At 39.9% G+C, this 17,933-nt stretch carries 17 protein-coding genes; 9 read left to right on the top strand and 8 right to left on the bottom strand.

The genetic code is table 11. From position 1 onward, the window contains the following. Positions 1-24 precede the first annotated feature (24 nt). Positions 25-780 carry a LytR/AlgR family response regulator transcription factor gene (locus tag ACTB00_RS00775; RefSeq protein WP_463298040.1) on the bottom strand — a complete coding sequence of 252 codons (756 nt, stop codon included), beginning with the start codon at positions 778-780 and terminating at the stop codon, positions 25-27. Between the two features lie 160 nt (positions 781-940). Here ACTB00_RS00775 and tsaB point away from each other — a divergent pair, with 160 nt between their 5' ends. The 3 genes from tsaB to efp all read left to right on the top strand — a co-directional run bounded on the left by tsaB (position 941) and on the right by efp (position 3,050). Then, entirely contained in the window at positions 941-1,654 is a 714-nt protein-coding gene (tsaB, locus tag ACTB00_RS00780; protein ID WP_463298041.1) for a tRNA (adenosine(37)-N6)-threonylcarbamoyltransferase complex dimerization subunit type 1 TsaB, read from the top strand. Beyond that, on the top strand, positions 1,651-2,382 hold the full coding sequence (locus ACTB00_RS00785; RefSeq protein WP_463298042.1) for a DUF3108 domain-containing protein: 732 nt from the start codon (positions 1,651-1,653) through the stop codon (positions 2,380-2,382). The genes tsaB and ACTB00_RS00785 overlap by 4 nt, the downstream gene beginning before the upstream one ends. Before the next feature lie 98 nt (positions 2,383-2,480). Continuing rightward, positions 2,481-3,050, top strand: a complete 570-nt coding sequence (gene efp, locus ACTB00_RS00790; RefSeq protein ID WP_463298043.1) for an elongation factor P — start codon at positions 2,481-2,483, stop codon at positions 3,048-3,050. Between the two features lie 47 nt (positions 3,051-3,097). Here efp and ACTB00_RS00795 read toward each other — a convergent pair whose 3' ends face one another. From ACTB00_RS00795 to ACTB00_RS00815, 5 genes are all read right to left on the bottom strand, one after another. Beyond that, positions 3,098-4,564, bottom strand: coding sequence for an O-antigen ligase family protein (locus ACTB00_RS00795; protein ID WP_463298044.1), 1,467 nt, complete (start codon positions 4,562-4,564; stop codon positions 3,098-3,100). A gap of 3 nt (positions 4,565-4,567) precedes the next feature. Further along, on the bottom strand, positions 4,568-5,521 hold the full coding sequence (locus tag ACTB00_RS00800; RefSeq protein WP_463298045.1) for a Wzz/FepE/Etk N-terminal domain-containing protein: 954 nt from the start codon (positions 5,519-5,521) through the stop codon (positions 4,568-4,570). Between the two features lie 68 nt (positions 5,522-5,589). Then, on the bottom strand, positions 5,590-6,882 hold the full coding sequence (gene tyrS, locus ACTB00_RS00805; RefSeq protein ID WP_463298046.1) for a tyrosine--tRNA ligase: 1,293 nt from the start codon (positions 6,880-6,882) through the stop codon (positions 5,590-5,592). Positions 6,883-7,141: 259 nt separating this feature from the next. Then, positions 7,142-8,167 carry a DUF3667 domain-containing protein gene (locus ACTB00_RS00810; RefSeq protein ID WP_463298047.1) on the bottom strand — a complete coding sequence of 342 codons (1,026 nt, stop codon included), beginning with the start codon at positions 8,165-8,167 and terminating at the stop codon, positions 7,142-7,144. Next, positions 8,148-8,687, bottom strand: a complete 540-nt coding sequence (locus ACTB00_RS00815; RefSeq protein ID WP_463298048.1) for a CvpA family protein — start codon at positions 8,685-8,687, stop codon at positions 8,148-8,150. The genes ACTB00_RS00810 and ACTB00_RS00815 overlap by 20 nt, the downstream gene beginning before the upstream one ends. Before the next feature lie 183 nt (positions 8,688-8,870). On the opposite strand from ACTB00_RS00815, the gene ACTB00_RS00820 reads away from it, so the two are divergent. After that, positions 8,871-10,388: a GH3 auxin-responsive promoter family protein gene (locus ACTB00_RS00820; RefSeq protein WP_463298049.1), complete on the top strand. Its 1,518-nt coding sequence runs from the start codon at positions 8,871-8,873 to the stop codon at positions 10,386-10,388. Positions 10,389-10,451: 63 nt separating this feature from the next. Then, the gene (locus ACTB00_RS00825; RefSeq protein ID WP_159521591.1) at positions 10,452-11,066 is read left to right on the top strand and encodes a deoxynucleoside kinase; all 615 of its coding nucleotides are present in this window, start codon (positions 10,452-10,454) and stop codon (positions 11,064-11,066) included. Here the strand turns inward: ACTB00_RS00825 and ACTB00_RS00830 are convergent. Then, entirely contained in the window at positions 11,063-12,061 is a 999-nt protein-coding gene (locus ACTB00_RS00830) for an adenosine kinase (protein WP_463298050.1), read from the bottom strand. The two genes, ACTB00_RS00825 and ACTB00_RS00830, sit on opposite strands and share 4 nt — an antisense overlap. Before the next feature lie 177 nt (positions 12,062-12,238). On the opposite strand from ACTB00_RS00830, the gene ACTB00_RS00835 reads away from it, so the two are divergent. From ACTB00_RS00835 to ACTB00_RS00850, 4 genes are all read left to right on the top strand, one after another. Then, positions 12,239-12,748, top strand: a complete 510-nt coding sequence (locus ACTB00_RS00835; protein WP_463298051.1) for an RNA polymerase sigma factor — start codon at positions 12,239-12,241, stop codon at positions 12,746-12,748. A 39-nt stretch (positions 12,749-12,787) separates the two neighbouring features. Continuing rightward, positions 12,788-15,352 (top strand): TonB-dependent receptor, encoded by a 2,565-nt coding sequence (locus ACTB00_RS00840; RefSeq protein WP_463298052.1) that lies wholly within the window; start codon positions 12,788-12,790, stop codon positions 15,350-15,352. A 160-nt stretch (positions 15,353-15,512) separates the two neighbouring features. Beyond that, the gene (locus ACTB00_RS00845; protein ID WP_463298053.1) at positions 15,513-16,316 is read left to right on the top strand and encodes a FecR family protein; all 804 of its coding nucleotides are present in this window, start codon (positions 15,513-15,515) and stop codon (positions 16,314-16,316) included. 11 nt (positions 16,317-16,327) lie between these two features. Next, positions 16,328-17,260 (top strand): DUF4382 domain-containing protein, encoded by a 933-nt coding sequence (locus ACTB00_RS00850; RefSeq protein ID WP_463298054.1) that lies wholly within the window; start codon positions 16,328-16,330, stop codon positions 17,258-17,260. A 135-nt stretch (positions 17,261-17,395) separates the two neighbouring features. Here ACTB00_RS00850 and ACTB00_RS00855 read toward each other — a convergent pair. Beyond that, positions 17,396-17,933: T9SS type A sorting domain-containing protein (locus ACTB00_RS00855; RefSeq protein ID WP_463298055.1), on the bottom strand; the 538-nt coding region annotated here is incomplete at its 5' end.

Genomic DNA, 17,933 nt, shown 5'->3' on the forward strand with positions numbered 1-17,933 from the left:
GAATCAAAAGGGCTATCAACAAATTTACAGGCGGTTATGTAGTAATTTATCAAGCAATTCTTCTTTGTATTTTGGGGAGACCCGTAACTGCGATTTATCAGCCAATTCCACCATTCCACCATCGGTTTTTAAATACCGATTAACATATTTCAAATTGACCAAATGCGAACGATGTATACGACAGAATCCGTGCGGCACAAGTAATTGGTCAAACTCTAATAAGGTACGACTGATTAGCACCGAAGTCTCATTTTGGTAAAATACCCGGGTATAGTTACGCTCGCCCTCGCAACGAATAATATTATTGACTTTGATAATGGCAAATCCATTCATTTCGGGCAGAGCGATCGTCACATGCGAACTATCTTCCTTCTTCTCAATACTTTGTTTCAATACCTCAACACGATGTTTTTCACTAAGCACCGGAATTTCACTAATCCGCTGAATAGTTGCTTTGACATTCTCAACTAAAACGGGCTTTAAAATATAGTCAAAGGCAGAATATTTGAATGCAGTGATTGCATAATCACTGTATGAAGTCGTAAAAACCAGTTTGAAATTTACAGTCGGAAGCTTTTCTATCAAATCAAATCCAGTTCCATCTGGCATCTCAATGTCCAGAAAAACCAAATCGGGAGCTTCCTTGATAATCAAATCGACGCCACTTTCGACAGAATTGGCCTCTCCAACAATTTCAATATCAGAGAAATGCTGATCAAGTATTCGAAACAAGACTCGTCGGGCTAACTGATCATCATCAATAATTGCAGCTCTATACATGCTATCGTATTAAAAATCACCTAAAACTAATAAAAAATAGAAACTTAACAGAAGTTTCCCTCCGATTACTTTTTAACAAAAAAATACGCTTCAATAATCTTTACTGATTTTTACTTGTTATTCTGTTTATATCTTATTTTTGCAGCTAAATATCAAGATAATGACTCGAATACTGAACTTGGAATCATCGACTGAAGTTTGCAGCGTATCGATTGCTGAAAATGGACAAATGATCGACTATATTGAAAGTCACGAAGGACAAAACCATGCCCAAAAGTTAAGCGTTTTTACCGATGAGCTATTGCGACGAAACCAGCTTACCTATCGGCAACTTAATGCGATTGCAGTCAGCAAAGGTCCGGGCTCCTATACAGGTCTTCGAATCGGAGTATCACTGGCCAAAGGACTATGCTATGCTAACCAAATACCATTAATTGCAGTCAGTCCTCTACAGTCGATGAGTCATCATGTCAGTTCAAACCTCAAAAAATACAAACTCAACAAAGCTGACAATCTGCTTTTTTGCCCGATGATTGATGCCCGGCGCATGGAAGTTTACACAGCGCTATACAATCAAGAACATCAGCCGATTGAATCCGTCTCAGCTGCGATCATAGATCGTGAATCGTTCCATAATTTATTGGAAAAACACCCAATCGCTTTTTTTGGAAACGGTTCAGCCAAATGCCAATCAGCAATTGATCATCCCAATGCCATATTTATTGATAACATAAAAACTTCGGCACAGTTTATGTGTTCTTTGTCTCAAGAAGCATATGAAAATAATGATTTTGTGGATGTTGCCTACTTCGAGCCTTTTTACCTAAAAGACTTCATTGCAGGCAAACCCAAAAAGAACATCTTGAAACAATGAAATTAAAATTGATATTTATTTTTTTAACCGCCTGGGTCTTTGCATCAGCCCAGCCCAAGGAAGAATTAAAATACCATATGAAGTATGGTTTTTTCCGAGGCGGGGAAGCAACTTTGAGTGTTCAAGACACAACTTATCAAGGGAAAGAAGCTATTCACTTACTACTGGACGGCAACACAGTTGGGGTTACCGACTTTTTGTTTAAAGTGCACGACGTTTATGAAAGCTTTGTTAATCCGGCAACCTATCAGCCCTATATGGCTATCCGCGATATTCAGGAAGGTGATTACGAATGGTATAACGAAGCCTATTTCTTTCCTGAGAAAGACTCTTTGTACTCCTTAAAGTCCGGGGCGCACGAAGTACCACCCACTACAATCGATTTTGTAACCTCATTTTATTACATGAGAAACACCCCCTACCTGGATGAGTTTGATGGTGGCGAAGAGTTTTCGATACCTGTTTTTCATGCCGATAAGTTTTTCTGGATGCGTGTGAAATACCTCGGAAAAACAAAAATAAAATCTTCCCTAGGTGAAAAACAATGCCATATTATTCAACCTCGAATTGACAAAGGAAAAGTGTTGAACAGCAACAGCGGACTAAAGTTCTACATCACCAACGACAAAGCAAGAATACCGGTACTATTAGAATTCGATTTAAAAGTGGGTTCATTAAAATGTGAACTGGATTCATACAAAATCAATGGTGTTGAGCAGATTGAATAACACACGAACGCAATTGGATTACATCAGAAATTACCGTTTTTAGGCAGAAATTAACTACTTTTGCACAAAATTTTTGTAATTCATTATATATCAAAGATATGGCAAGTACTTCAGATTTTAGAAACGGATTGACAATTGAATACAATGGTCAGATTTTCACCATTGTGCAGTTTCAACATGTTAAGCCAGGAAAAGGCGCGGCATTTGTTCGCACAAAGTTGAAAAATGTAAAAACCGGTAAAGTCATTGAAAATACGTTCAATGCAGGTGTTAAAGTTGATGTTGTTCGGGTTGAAAGAAGACCCTATCAATATTTATACAAAGACGACATGGGATTCAACTTCATGCACACCGAGACGTTCGAGCAAATTTCATTGGATCCGGACTTGATCGAAAATTCTGATTTGATGAAGGAAGGACAAATAATCGAAGTCAATTTCCAAACAGAAATCGAAACTCCACTTACTGCCGAGCTGCCAGCCTCTGTAGAACTAGAGGTTACTCAGACGATTCCAGGTGAAAAAGGAAACACGGCAAGCTCAACTGCTTTAAAACCGGCAACAGTGGAAACCGGAGCTGAAATTATGGTTCCACTTTTCATCAACGAAAACGACGTAATTAAGATTGACACTCGCGAACGCAGTTACAGCGAACGTGTAAAGAAATAAAACAGATTTTTATTTGATACTGTAAAGCCCGGGAATCCGGGCTTTTTTTATACCTGTAATTTTTTCTTAGGCAAGTTCCTCTTCTGTTCCAATTTCGATTGTAAATCAAAAACTACAAGTATTGCAACAAATCCCCAGAATGGAATGGATGCCTTGTCGGTATCCAGAAAATTATTTAAAAAGCCATGAACGAGATAGGTCACCAACCCAATAATCGCAGATAAGATGATCATTCGATGCTCCTTTTTCGACGATCGCGTATATGCATGAACTCCAACATACAAAATAACGACTACCAACAAAATAAAACTGACTGCACCTAAAAAACCGGACTCAGCAAGTGGCCCCAAATATTCGCTATGCGCATTCCCCCGGTCTGCTGAATTAGTGCTAATAATCGTTCGGTTTTTCGTTAGTTGAAATGGTGCATACTGAAACATGTAAGTTCCTGGCCCCCAACCAAACACGGGCTTTTCCTCAAACATTTGCAAAGCGGAACTCCACCGATTGATTCGCTCCAGGTTAGATGCATCGGTTGTTACATTGGTCATCGACGAAAGGTGCGTTGCCAGATCGGCTGACGATTCCTGATTATTTCGTTCAAGAAACATTAATATCTGAGTCTGAAAAACAAGCACAATCGCAACAACAGACAGGCCTGTAATAAACAGTGGCCTAAACCGTAACTTCAACTTAATGACCAGCCAAACCACCCCTCCTAGTACTAAACTCAGCCAGGCAGCACGTGTGTACGACAAAATTAAAGCAATCGTAAACAATAACAACCCACAGCCCGAAAGGAGACGATAGCCATTTCGATATGATTTTGAGAATGTTAATCCAATCAAAATCGGGATAAAGAAAGCGAGCATGGCTCCATAAGAGGTATGATCTTTATAAAAAGGGTTCATAACAAAGTGCGCCGCCTGATCGTTATGAAATCCAAAAGCAAAATGACGCGCCCAAGCATAAAAAATAACGATCACAAAAGCTCCGCAATACAATCCAACAAACCGATAGATATTCTTCGTATTGCGAAAAAGAAGAATACCCATGAAATAGAATGCGCCCAAAAACCAAAGTTTGGATAACCAAAATTTGAGCGACACAATTGGCATGGTGCTGGTTACAGCGGTAATCAGCATCCAGCCCAAATAAAAGTACAGTGCAAGCGAAATTGGATGTGTTAGAATATCCTTTTCAAAACTCTGCCGTTCAGCCAGTTTAAATAAAAACAAAATCAGTATACCAAATAACAATGGCTCTGTGGGAAGAAACATATCAAACGGCAACCCTTCAACCAAATCGTGCAAGGGCAAGGATATCGGAGTAAAAAAAGTGACCAATAACAACAAGCTATCCAACCGGACAATAGCAATGAAAACGATGGCCAACACAAGGGGTAAAATGCTTGCTAGCAGGGTTTCCTGTTGTACGACAAAATAAATGTTGAATGCTAAAAATAAAGCTGAAACAACGTAAAACAGAATAATTTTATAATGTTTACTGAGCAAAATTTACTGCTTTGAAGATTTAATTCCCTCTAAACTAAAAACAGTAAGCAATGCCAAAAACTCAACGGCAATTAAGCTTACCAAAACAATCAGCCAGCGAGTCGGGTATGACTTCTTATCAGCAGGAAATGGTTCTTCAACAACCATGGTGTAGGTCTCTTCTTTTTCTGCTATTGCTATCGCCTTATCATATCGTCGATTTATCGTATCACGCTGAATCTCCAATGCTTCAAGTTCCCGTTGTAACAAAAAGAACTGTCCTCCTTTTTTCTCAAGATTAGTCATCAGATCTTTAATATCATTGACCGCAGTTCTGTTGGCTCCTTCGGCAAGAGCTGTCATATACCCCATTGTTACTTGCTCTGTCTGAATCTCATAATCAAGCAAACCATACTCCTTTCTCAAGCTTTCCATTTCCGAAGAAACCCGATCAATCTCTTTCTTTTTACGCACTAGGTCATTTTGATAGGAGAAGGCTTCTTCAAATGCCTTTTGTTGGCGTAAAAACAATATTTTGCGGTTGTAAAAAGCAACCAATGAATCCACTATATTACTGGCAATTTGTGGATCTGCATCCCGCGCCATCAGTTCAATCGACTCATATTCTGTCTTTTTACATTCAATCCGATCGTCATATTTTTTTAGTATTTTAGTTCGGAAATAAGGATCATCTTCCTTAATGCCATAACGTGAGGTCAACTCAAATGCATCGACAATCTGCCGCTTGATATCGGTAGAATTAAAAACTTCCAACATTTGTTCACTCTCCGATTCCTCTGAATAAGACTGGGTATTCGTTGGATATACCCTGGCTTGTGACTGAAACAATGGTGTTATAAAATACGGCGAAGAAAATACTGCAGACGCTATAATAGTAATGACTCCAACAATGATGAGATGTTGTTTCCATTTCCAGATAACAGTAAAAAGACTCTGGTTATCAAAAAAGCTTTTCATAAAGTGAGATTGTTTGGTCGTTATTTTTGAACGGAATTCAGGATATATTATTATCAGTCCACCAATATTTATTCGGCAATTAGTAAGTAGTAGTTCTTCTTCCCTTTTTGAACCAGAACATACTTATTTCCAATCAGATGATCAGCACTTACCACTAATTCCTGATCAGATATTTTTTCTTTATTGATGCTCAATCCATTCCCTTTAATTGTCCGGCGCAATTCACCTTTCGAAGGAAAAACAGCAACCTTATCGGCTAGCAAATCAACCACATTAACACCTGAGTCTAGTTCGGCTTTTGAAACGGCGAACTGAGGGACACCATCAAAAACAGCCAGAAAAGTTTGCTCATCAAGCTTTTTAAGGTTTTCGGCAGTCCCACGACCAAACAAAATCTGCGATGCTTCAACTGCCATTTCATAATCCTCGCTCGAATGCACCATCACCGTAACTTCCTCGGCTAATTTCTTCTGAAGTTCACGCATGTGTGGAGCTTCCTTGTGGCTGGCAATCAACGCATCAATTTCCACCTTATCAAGAAGGGTAAAAATTTTGATGTAAGATTCGGCATCTTCATCGGTGGTATTTAACCAAAATTGATAGAATTTATAGGGTGAAGTCAATTTGGCATCCAGCCACACGTTGCCACTTTCGGTTTTACCAAATTTACTACCGTCCGCTTTCTTAATCAATGGAATCGTTAACGCATAAGCTTCTCCGCCAGATTTTCTCCGAATCAGTTCAGTCCCGGTTGTAATATTCCCCCACTGATCTGATCCTCCCATCTGCAACTTACAATCCATATTCTGATGCAACCAATAAAAGTCGAATCCCTGCACGAGCTGATAGGTGAATTCGGTGAAAGACATACCGGTTTTAGCGTCCGGATTTAAACGTTTCTTTACTGACTCTTTAGCCATCATGTAATTAACGGTAATGTGCTTGCCAATATCGCGAATAAATTCAAGGAAACTAATCTCTTTCATCCAATCGAAATTATTGACCATAACAGCCTGATTCTCGACGTCACTTTCAAAATCCAAGAACTTCGATAATTGCTTTTTGATTCCGTCAAGGTTCTTCTGCAAAGTCTCTTCGTTTAGCAAATTTCGCTCATGCGACTTTCCCGACGGATCGCCAATCATACCAGTAGCACCCCCGACCAAAGCAAGGGGTTTGTGCCCAGCCATTTGAAAACGCTTCAATAGCATAATTGGAGCTAAACTTCCAATGTGCAACGAATCTGCTGTCGGATCAAAACCAACATAAGCTGTTGTCATTTCTTTCTGCAGTTGTTCTTCTGTTCCGGGCATCATATCGTGGAGCATTCCGCGCCAACGTAATTCTTCAACAAAGTTCATATGATTAAAATTGTTTATTTATAAGGTATCATATGGAACTCGTACGTTAATCATTACCTTTTGTGCTTTGACTAAACGTGCTCGTTTCATCTGTATTATTTTGGGTCTGTTATTATCATATTCGAAAAGCGATTCATTCGGAAACTCAAAAGTGAGAAATCCGCAGGACGCTAACTAATTGCAAAAATCTCGGCAAAGATATAAAAATGAACCATTAAGGGTTAACGAATCTGGCTAATATTTTCAAGAAATCAGTTGATTATAGAACTCCCAAGGCACTGATAAATATGCAGACTAGCGCAAATTGTAAAATAAGATTATAAACCACCCCAAGCAACAGAAACTTAATAAAGGTTTTGACATAAGGCTGACGATAAAAGTTCCTCAACGCGAGATAGATATAAACAGGAACGAATGCTAACAACCACAAGGACCAGGAAGCCACTTCCCATGAAAAAATTAAGTTAATGGCAACAACCAGACTAAGCAGAGAAAACATAAAAGCGTGAATGTGTACCGAAAAAATCAGGTGCCGAATGTAGAATACTTTTTGCCGGACATAGAACAATTTCAGCAACAAGCCAAAAACCGGCAATAAAACGAAAAATGCATAGGACAGGTATTTTAAAATTCTGGAAACCAAACTCTCCGGAGACCGAAGCAGATGAACTAAATTAAGCAATTTGGTTCTTTTTACAGGATCCTCGGTTTCCCTCACCCCTTCTTCCAATTGATCGGCAAGATTCCGAAGCTTACCATGAATCGTCTGTTGGTTTAACAGGTCTGAATAGTTGAGCTTAAACTCAGCAATCTCCGTCGAATCTTCAGTTTCAATAAACTGACCAACATCCAAGCTGTCAACGTTTTCCTGAATGAGTGAATCTGCAAGAACAATTTGATCATTATCAGCTAACTCATAATCGAGCGCTGTATTCAAACCCTGATTTGTAAGTAATTGAAGTAACAGAAAAAGTACAAAACTTAAGAAAATATAAACCCGAAAAGGTGGTGCATATCGCGCACGATGCCCTCTGAAAAATTCCAATGTCAGGAATCCCGGCCTAAAAACCAGATCGCGAAAAGTCCGTAAAAACCGGGTATCAAAAGAGACGAAATTGCCAAGAAAATCATAAAACACGAAACCAAACGGACGATTAAATTCAGAATCAGACTGTCCACAATTGGGACAATAGAATCCTTTGAATTCATGCGAACAGTTTGGGCATGCATGTTCTTCAAGTTCATCAAATGAAGGTTGATTTTTTCTAAACCACTCTTTTTTCACGGAGATGATTTTTACGTTTGAAAAGATCCTGGTCAATTGCATCAAAATTCAGGAATGGAAGAATTGTCGGCACCAGATTTTTTACCGGCTCATACATCTGTGAATTGTCCTTGACGTCCTTCGGAAGAATTCCAACATTTTCATCAACCTCATCAAGGATCAGAAGGAGTACACTTATGATAAAGGCCGATTTTATGACACCAAACAAAATGCCGGCCAACCGATTAATAAAGCCAAGAGCTACGGCTGAAATAATCGTTTCAACAGCTTTCCCAACCAAATGAATCAGAATAACAATGACAACAAATGTGACTAAAAATGCAATCAGCCCGAGATGTTTCGAATCGTAATTAAAGGTTTCAACGATAAACTCGGCGGTAAACTGCGAAAAGTGGATAGCCCCCCAAACACCGAGGATTAAAGCTGCCAGCGAAGCCAGCTCTGCAACAAAACCTTTCGAGAAACCACGAACCGCGGCAAATATCAGCAAAACACCTAAAACGATATCAATGTAATTCACCAGTTTGTTTTTTAGTCGTTTGTTTGATCTAAGGTTTACCTTTTTCAGCAAACAATATTTTCAGTAAAAATAGAAAAATATTTTTGGCTGGCAGTTCATAGGTAGTCTCATTCAAAAAAGATAAATTTGGCTGGCTTGGAAACCGAAAACAAACATATTTGTTAAATCATATAAAAAATAAAAATGCCTATTCTTAATTCGATCATAAACTGGATAAATTTCAAACGAATCTATCAAATTGACCTTTTCAAAAAACACCCTATCGACGCCCAATTGGAAGTCTTCTTTGATTTAATAAAGGAAGCGCGTGATACAGAGATCGGGAAACAATATGACTTCAAAAGCATCAGCTCTGAGAGGGAATTTAAGGAGCGAGTCCCGATCCGCCACTACGAAGATTTTGCCCCTTATATTGAACGACTTCGGCTGGGAGAAAAAAACCTGCTCTGGCCGGGCGAAATAAAATGGTTTGCCAAATCATCGGGCACCACCAACGATAAAAGTAAGTTCATTCCGGTAAGCAAGCAATCGTTGGAAGATGTACACTTTAGAGGAGCCAAAGACGTTTTTGCCTTATACCTCAAGAACAATCCTGACTCGGGCGTTTTATACGGGAAGACGCTAACTCTGGGAGGAAGTCACCGTGTAAATAACTTCAGCAATAAATCTTATTTTGGTGATTTGTCAGCAATCCTGATTGAAAACACTCCCTTTTGGTCTGAGTTCATTCGGACTCCATCAGTTGAGGTTGCGCTGATTGAAGAATTTGAAGAAAAGGTAGCCAAAATTATTGAAGAGTCCCTTGATGAAAACGTAACCTCGCTGGCAGGTGTGCCTTCGTGGTATTTGGTGCTCCTGAAAAAAGTACTCGAACATACCGGGAAAAACAATATTTTGGAAGTGTGGCCCAACCTGGAAGTGTTCATTCATGGCGGAATCAATTTTGATCCTTATCGCGAACAATATCAAAATATCATTCCTTCGAAATCCATGAATTACATGGAAACCTACAACGCCTCCGAAGGTTTTTTTGCTATTCAAGACGACCCGGAAAGCAGCGACATGTTACTGATGCTGGATTACGGAATTTATTACGAGTTTATACCGATGGAAAACTTTCAGGAAGATCATCCGAAAGCCCTAAATCTTTCGGAAGTTGAGTTGGGACAAAACTATGCTTTGGTAATTAGCACAAACGGCGGGCTGTGGCGCTACGTTATTGGCGACACAGTTCAATTTACATCGAAAAAACCATTCAAAATAAAAATTACCGGACGCACCAAACACTTCATCAATGCTTTTGGCGAAGAGGTAATTGTTGACAATGCCGAGCAAGCTTTGAACATTGCAACCGAACGCACCGGAGCCAATATAAAGGAATACACTGCCGGCCCTGTTTTTATGAAAGGTGACCAAAAAGGGGCACACGAATGGATCATTGAATTTGAGCAAAAGCCAGAAGATTTTGACTATTTCATGGAGGTAATGGACGATGCCTTAAAAACGCTTAACTCGGACTACGAAGCCAAACGACACAAAAATCTGACCCTGGAAAAACCACATTTGGTAGTTGCCAAAGACGGGCTGTTTTACGAATGGATGAAACAACGCGGGAAAGTTGGTGGACAGAATAAAATTCCTCGATTGGCCAATAACCGGAAATACCTGGATGAGCTTATTGAGCTCCAAAAAAGATTGTAATTTATAGGGCGTATTCAGTAAGCTCCATTAAATTTGTATTCGAATTACTGAAAAAATAAAATCATGCACATCGCACTTGCAGGCAACATTGGGGCCGGGAAAACAACAATGGCCGGACTTCTGGCAAAACACTATGGCTGGAAACCTCATTATGAGGACGTTGATGAGAACCCTTACCTCAATGATTTCTATGAAGACATGCAACGCTGGTCTTTCAACCTGCAAATATTTTTCCTAAACAGTCGTTTTAGTCAGGTGATGGATATTCAGAATTCGGGACAAACGGTGGTTCAAGACCGGACAATTTATGAAGATGCAGAGATTTTTGCTCCAAACCTGCACGCCATGGGACTGATGTCGACCCGCGATTTCAATAATTACAAAACCTTGTTTCAGTTGATGAGCAAATTGGTGAAAGCTCCTGACTTATTAATTTACCTGAGGGCAAGTGTTCCGACTTTAGTTAATCAAATTCAGCAACGAGGACGCGAATACGAAAACTCCATCCGGTTGGATTACCTCAAACAACTCAATGAGCGATACGAGGCTTGGATCAATCATTATACTGACGGTAAACTTCTGGTCGTCAATGTTGATAAAATTGACATCACCAACAGTCCGGAGGATTTAAGTGGTGTAATTGACAAAATTGATGCTCAGATTCATGGACTGTTTTAACCATGAATCGTTTGCATTTCCTCTTTAATTTCGGCCAACTTTGATTCAGGTATTTTTGCACCAAGCACTTGAATAACTTTGCTTGCCAGCAACGAACCCAGTTTGCCACATTCCTGCAAACCCTTGTTATTGGCCAACCCAAATAAAAATCCGCTGGCATAAACATCACCTGCCCCGGTCGTGTCAATGCTTTTCACAATCGGCGTTTCAACCTGAATAAATTGGTTCCCGGCCTGAATTAAGGAGCCCTTTTTACCAATTTTAACAATGGCAATTTCACACTGAGAGGCAATTTTTTTCAAGGCTGCCTCTGGCTCCAATCCGGTGTACGACTTCGCTTCCTCCTCATTGGCAAAAACAATATCTACATATTCTTCAACCAGTCGGGTTAAAAATTCAAGGTTGGCATCAACAACATTAAAACTGGCCATATCCAGAGAGATTTTCAAACCCTGCTTTTTCGCTAACTTCAAAATACCTTCAATCAACTCATGATTAAAAACCAAGTAGCCTTCAATGTGCAGGTAGTCGTAGTTGGCAAATAGTTTTTCGGAAAGTTCATCAACACTCAATTCGCTGGCAGCACCAAGGTAAGTGCCAAACGTGCGCTCCGAATCGGGAGAAATCAAGGTAGCCGCTTTCCCCGTAGGAATCTGGCTAAAAAACAAATGAGGTGTGATATTCGACTTCTCAAATTCATCTTTGAAAAAATGCCCCATTTCATCATTCGAAATTTTGCCAATAAAACCAGCCTTCCCTCCCAGTTGGGCTATTGCGCGAACCGTATTGGCTGATGAACCGCCGGTTTCAATACTCCGATCAATGTCTGCAGTGCGATCCAGCATTTTCTGAGAAAGCTCAGCATTAACCAAGGTCATACTTCCTTTAGGCAGCTGAAATGTATCCAGCAATTGATCATCTTTTAATTGAACCAGAATATCAACCAGGGCACTTCCGATACCCACAATTCGCTTTTGAGTGTTGTTATTTTCCATAGGCCTGCAAAAATAATAAAAAAGGGGATTGATAAATTCAGGCTTTCAAATTGTTAGTCAAAAAAAAGCAGTTTCTAATTTCAGCAAACTTTTAGCCTGCGCAATATTGAAAGTGAATAATCAGTTAGATAGAGTAAATTCTTATATTTGTTCAGGTTGACAAGACAGGAGAGAAGGATGAGGATTGAAGGAAAACGTGATAATAATTGGTTTCAGTCGGTATTTAAGGAGCATTACCAGTATGTTCGAAATTTCATTTACTACCTCTCGGGAGACTTGACTATTACCGATGATCTGGCTCAGGATGTTTTCCTTGTTTTGTGGGAAGAACGATTCAACGTCAAGCAAGAAACTGTCCGGTCTTATCTTTTCACCATCGCTCGAAATCATTATTTCAAGCATCATCGCAAGAAAAAAATTCAGCTCAATTTTAGCAGTTCGCTAGTCACAAAGCACGAAAATGAGTCGCCGGAATATCTGATGGAACTGAAAGAGTTTGATCAAAAATTGCAATCCGCCATGGCGCAGTTGCCCGAAAAAACCAGAGCCATTTTTTTAATGAACCGGATTGAAAAAATGACCTATCAGGAAATTGCTGACAACCTGCAATTAAGTGTCAAAGCAATCGAAAAACACATCAGCAAGGCACTTAAACATTTACGATCGAAAGTAGATAAACAGTTTTAAGGTGGTTATCTTTAGGCAACACAAAAACATGAAACTTTGTTGGAAAATCGTAAAACACATATCGTCTTTAGCCTACTTCTTGTTTTATTAAGCATCTCTGGTTTTGCACAGCAACAAGTCATTTCCGTACATGCTGAAAACAAAAGTCTGAATACCGTTTTTGAAGAAATTTCGGCAACATACCACACGCCATTTGCTTTTGATGCCGACTATTTTTCGACCATTACCGTTACGATTCATCAGGATAAGATTTCAGTCACTGATTTTTTAACCTTATTGAGCGACCGATATCACTTGCTTTTCGAGAAAATTGAGAACACCTACGTGCTCTATGAAAACCCAGCACCTCTACCTCCGAAAAAGCCGGAATTCATCACGCTAAAAGGTCAGGTTATTGATCAAACCACCGGCGAACCATTGCTATTTTGCACTGTCGCTTACGGCGAAAACCTTGGAACAATCACCAATGAATTAGGAATTTTCAATGAAAAGATTGCAAAAACGGATGAAGTGAATATCCAGATTAGTCATTTGGGCTACCAGCGATTAGATACCACGATTAATACAGACCCTGATAATTTCCATCAGATTGCCCTGGTGCCTTTTGCCATCCATATTGAAGCGATTGAAGTTCATCAACAAGAAAAGAATGTGATTGAAATGGGCAAGCAAAACGGACGAATGGCCTTTAACCCCAAGCAATCAGAAAACTTGCCCCGAATTGACGACAGCGATTTGGTGACTTCGTTGAGTTTGATTCCCGGTGTTAATTTTCTTAGCGGGCAATCCTCCGGCATTTCTATCCGCGGAGGCTCCCCTTCCGAAAACCTGATTTTGCTGGATGGTATGCCGATTCTGGAAACCAGCCACTTGTTTGGCAACCTCAGTGTACTCAATGCCAAATATATTTCGCAGGCTTTTGTTTCTCGCGGTGCTTTTGATGCCTCGTTTGGCGAGCGGATTTCAGGCGTTGTAGAGTTGACTGGGAAAGATAATTATTACCGCCCAAGCCTTGATCTATCAGCGAACCTGCTCAATGTAAATGCATCGGGCCGACTTCCTATTGGTCAGGTCGTCTCCATCAGTGGTGCCTACCGAAAATCCTACATCGACCAGTGGGAGAATTATTTGTATCGGCAAATTTTGGAACAAGGCACCCAGACGGATGATCAGGCATCCGTATCACCAACTGTTATGTACGATGATGCCAACCTAAAACTAAGCATTAAACCTTCAGCAAATCAAGAGATATCGCTGAACGCCTTTCAAAGTAACGATCAACAAAATCGCGATTTTATTTTTAGCGACAACTCCCGGTTTTTCAAGGCAGATGAGGCAAACAGCGAGAACCGCGGCATTGGAGGAAATTGGAGATACCAAGCAGGAAATTGGCAACATCATTTCAACCTCGGATACAACGAACTAAATAGATACTCGGCTTCGGCATCAGGTTTGGAACCAAACAAGAACGGAAAAGGCGGCAAGGAAGAATCGGACACTGACGAGAATCGTTTACAGGAGATCATGGTCAGTTGGTCGAGCGAATGGAAAACCGGGGAACTCACCCATCAGTTTGGTATTGGTGCCAATGTTGACGAAGTTTCCTACTCGTACATCAACAATAAAACGGTTGGAAATGTCAAAATTGACTCTATCAATTACGATTCTGAAGTAACAATCCTACATGCTTTCATACAAGAAAAAATCCAGTTGACCGAAAAGCTACACGCCCGGATTGGAGTGCGGGTGAACCAGGAAAACATCCAGAATCAACTCTATTTTCAACCACGGTGGGGAATTAGTTATGCGATTTCAGAAAAGCTAAATCTGTTTTACTCCGGTGGAATTTACAACCAGTTTATGTCGCGAATCAGAAAAATAGACACGGATGGAAACAGTGACTTAGTTTGGTTTTTACCCGACTCAACAGGAGTTGGTATTCTGGAATCTCAGCAGCATGTTATGGGCTTGCGCTATGAAAGCAACGGTTTATCAATCAACATTGAGCCTTATTATAAAACGACATCGGGAAAAGTCAATCTGTACGCCGAATTGAGTGGCGGTAAGGAAAAAACCATTCGCTATTCTACTCGAAATGGAAAATCAGAGCACTATGGGTTTGACGTTCTGGTCCATTACAAACAGGGATTGTTCACACACATGGTGGCCTACAGCTTATCGAAATCAACCGAACAGTTTGAGGTTTTTAATAGTGGCGAAAGCTATCCGGCTTTTGACGATCAGCGTCACAGGATTCGCTGGACCGAGATGGCCCGATACAAAAGTTGGATTTTATCTACCAATTTAACCTACCACTCCGGCAGCCCTTATCTGATCACACAAAGTGAAGAAGCTGGAATTAGTCAAGAGTTTGGTCGCCTACCTTTTTTCGCCCAAGCCGACTTATCGCTGATGAAGCGGTTCAAATCAAAATTCTTTACCATTAGTTCAGGTATTTCACTGCTCAATATTTTAAACCGTAAAAATGTGTTAGAAGTTGACTATTTCAATATTTCTGACAATACTGGCTCTTATTCCATACGCACCGACATTACCGCCCTGAAATTTACGCCTGTTTTTTTCATCAACATCAAACTACAATAAACCAACACATTACACCCCTCTGGAAAAATAATTCATTTTCTTGGTAGGGTATTTTCAGTTGAATGGATAGTAAGGGTATCAATCAATCATTTGAGCTATGTGCACGACCAACAAATCTGTATTTCCAATTTTACTTGTTCTACCCGACAAAAAAGACCGAATGGAACAGGTAATTGAATCCTATCAGGTTCCGGAAACGAAAGATGAAGAGGTTGTGCTGAGAGAAATCATCCAGAAAATTGGAGAGGGAAAAAACAAAAGGGCAAACGGACAATCGTTGCGACTCAATTTTTACCGAATTGCAATTCCCATTGCAGCAAGCCTTATTTTGGTTTTCCTTCTTCAGTTTTTTCTTGCTGAACAGTCGTTTGAAAACCAGACCCAGCAAGTTCTCACGTTTCGACTTCCTGATCAATCGCGCGTTGTTCTCAGCCCAAACAGCACGGCCAGTTATCCGAAATATTGGTGGAAACGGCAAGTTGATTTAAAAGGAGAAGCTTATTTTGAAGTTAAAAAGGGAGAAAAGTTTACGGTAAAAACTCAGCTCGGAGCAGTCCGTGTTTTGGGTACTCGATTTCTGGTTTCTGAAAAGCAAAACAATATGCTCGTTAGTTGCTACGAGGGGAAAGTGAAATTTTCGGACAACAAGCAGGAACAACTAATACCAGCCGGAAATTCGCTGGAATATAAAAACAATCAGTTAACCGATTTAAAAGAGCTTGCGATTGACTATCCAGAGCTCGCAGCGTTCGACAGAACGTTTAAAAACCAGGAACTTTCAGCCTTAACTGAAAATCTGGAAGAGTTTTTCAACATTAAGATTGAACTTCAAGCCAGTACCGGGAAACATTTTTCGGGAAAGATAAAAACAACAAATGCAGAAACAGCTGTTCGCATTATTTGCCGATCGTTGGGACTGCAGTACCAAATTAACTCAAATCAAGAATATATAATTAACGAATAAAAATAACAGTTATGAAAGTTAGATTAAAAACAGCATCAATTATACTTTTTGCGATGATGGCAGGATTTTTCATGTCATGTACAGAAAATAGTCAAGATCCGACCAGCGGAAGCTTGTCAGATGAAAATTCGAATGGCTCACTAACAGGGAAAGGCCATGTGTCGTTTTTATTGACCGATGCTCCGTTTCCAACCAACATGGTGGCCGAAGCCAATGTAACAATCGATAAAATTGAAATCCGCATGGTGGCCGATTCAGACTCTACAGAGAATGATTCAACGACATTTATCACGGTTTCAGAAGAAATGATGGAATTCAATTTACTGGATTTAAGAAATGGCGTAACTGCGGAATTGACCGAAGCAGAATTGGATACAGGAACATATGATTTGATCAGAATGCATGTGGTTGATGCCAATGTGGTACTGAACGACGAAGATAGCACAACTTACGACCTTAAAATTCCAAGTGGGTCAAGCAGTGGTTTGAAAATTAAAATAATGGACGGGCTAACAGTTGCTGACGGTGGCTCATCAACAGTATTATTGGATTTTGATGTGAGTAAATCATTTATTGTTCAAGGGAATGTGAAAAGCAAAAAAGGCATTAAAGGTTTTATTTTTAAGCCGGTAATACGAGCCGTAGTGCAAGAAGATTTCACAGGCATTATCAACGGATATGTGTCAGTTGGAGATAGCGTTGCTGTTGGAAATGCAACCGTTGAGTTCTATCAAATGGATTCATTGATCACTTCAGCTTTGACTGATACAACCGGCTACTATGCAGCAATTGGTCTTCCTACAGCAGATTACGACATTAAATGCATTGCTGAAGGATACGAAGAATTTGAAACTTCAGGTATCGTTGTCATTGCAAACGACACAACATCAGTCGATATTTTGTTAACTCCTGTTGAAGTGGCAGCTGAAGAAAGCGGAGAATAAACAATCAACCCAAAAGGGATATTTTAATCAATCAATTCGAAGTGTAAGCCTCCTGAGTTTGGAGGCTTTACTTTTTTACAAAAAGAAAGAGGCAGTCTAAACAGCTGCCTCTTTCTTGAATTATTTTGAATTTGATTACTTCTTAATAATCTTCTCGGTAAATTCCTTGTCACCCAATTTTAGTGTAACAAAGTAAATCCCATTTACCTTATCTGAAAGGTTAATCATAATCGGATCAGACAATTGATATACCTGACGATGAATTTCCTGACCAACAAGGTTACGAACAAAGATTTCTCCTTCTAACAAATCGCCATTCTTCACATCAACTTTAATAAGTCCATCAGTTGGATTAGGATAAACACGGTAGCCAGATTCACTAATCAGCTCATCGAAACCAGTTGGAATTTGCACAACTACAACTATTTCTACGCTTGCAGTTGCACCCATTTTATCGGTTGCTGTTAGTATAAACTTATGCTCTCCCAATTCATCAGCAGTTGGAGAAAGAGTCAACTTCATCTCAGCTTCGTTCATGCTCATCCAAGCTGGAAGTGCAGAACCATCTTCAGCAGTTGCAGTGATCGTCAATTCATCACCCTCATCAGTATCGTTAAACAAATCAGACTTTACAGGTAATTCAAGTGTTTCTGTACTGTTTTTATCAATTGAA

It is taken from the genome of Sunxiuqinia sp. (assembly GCF_055140945.1).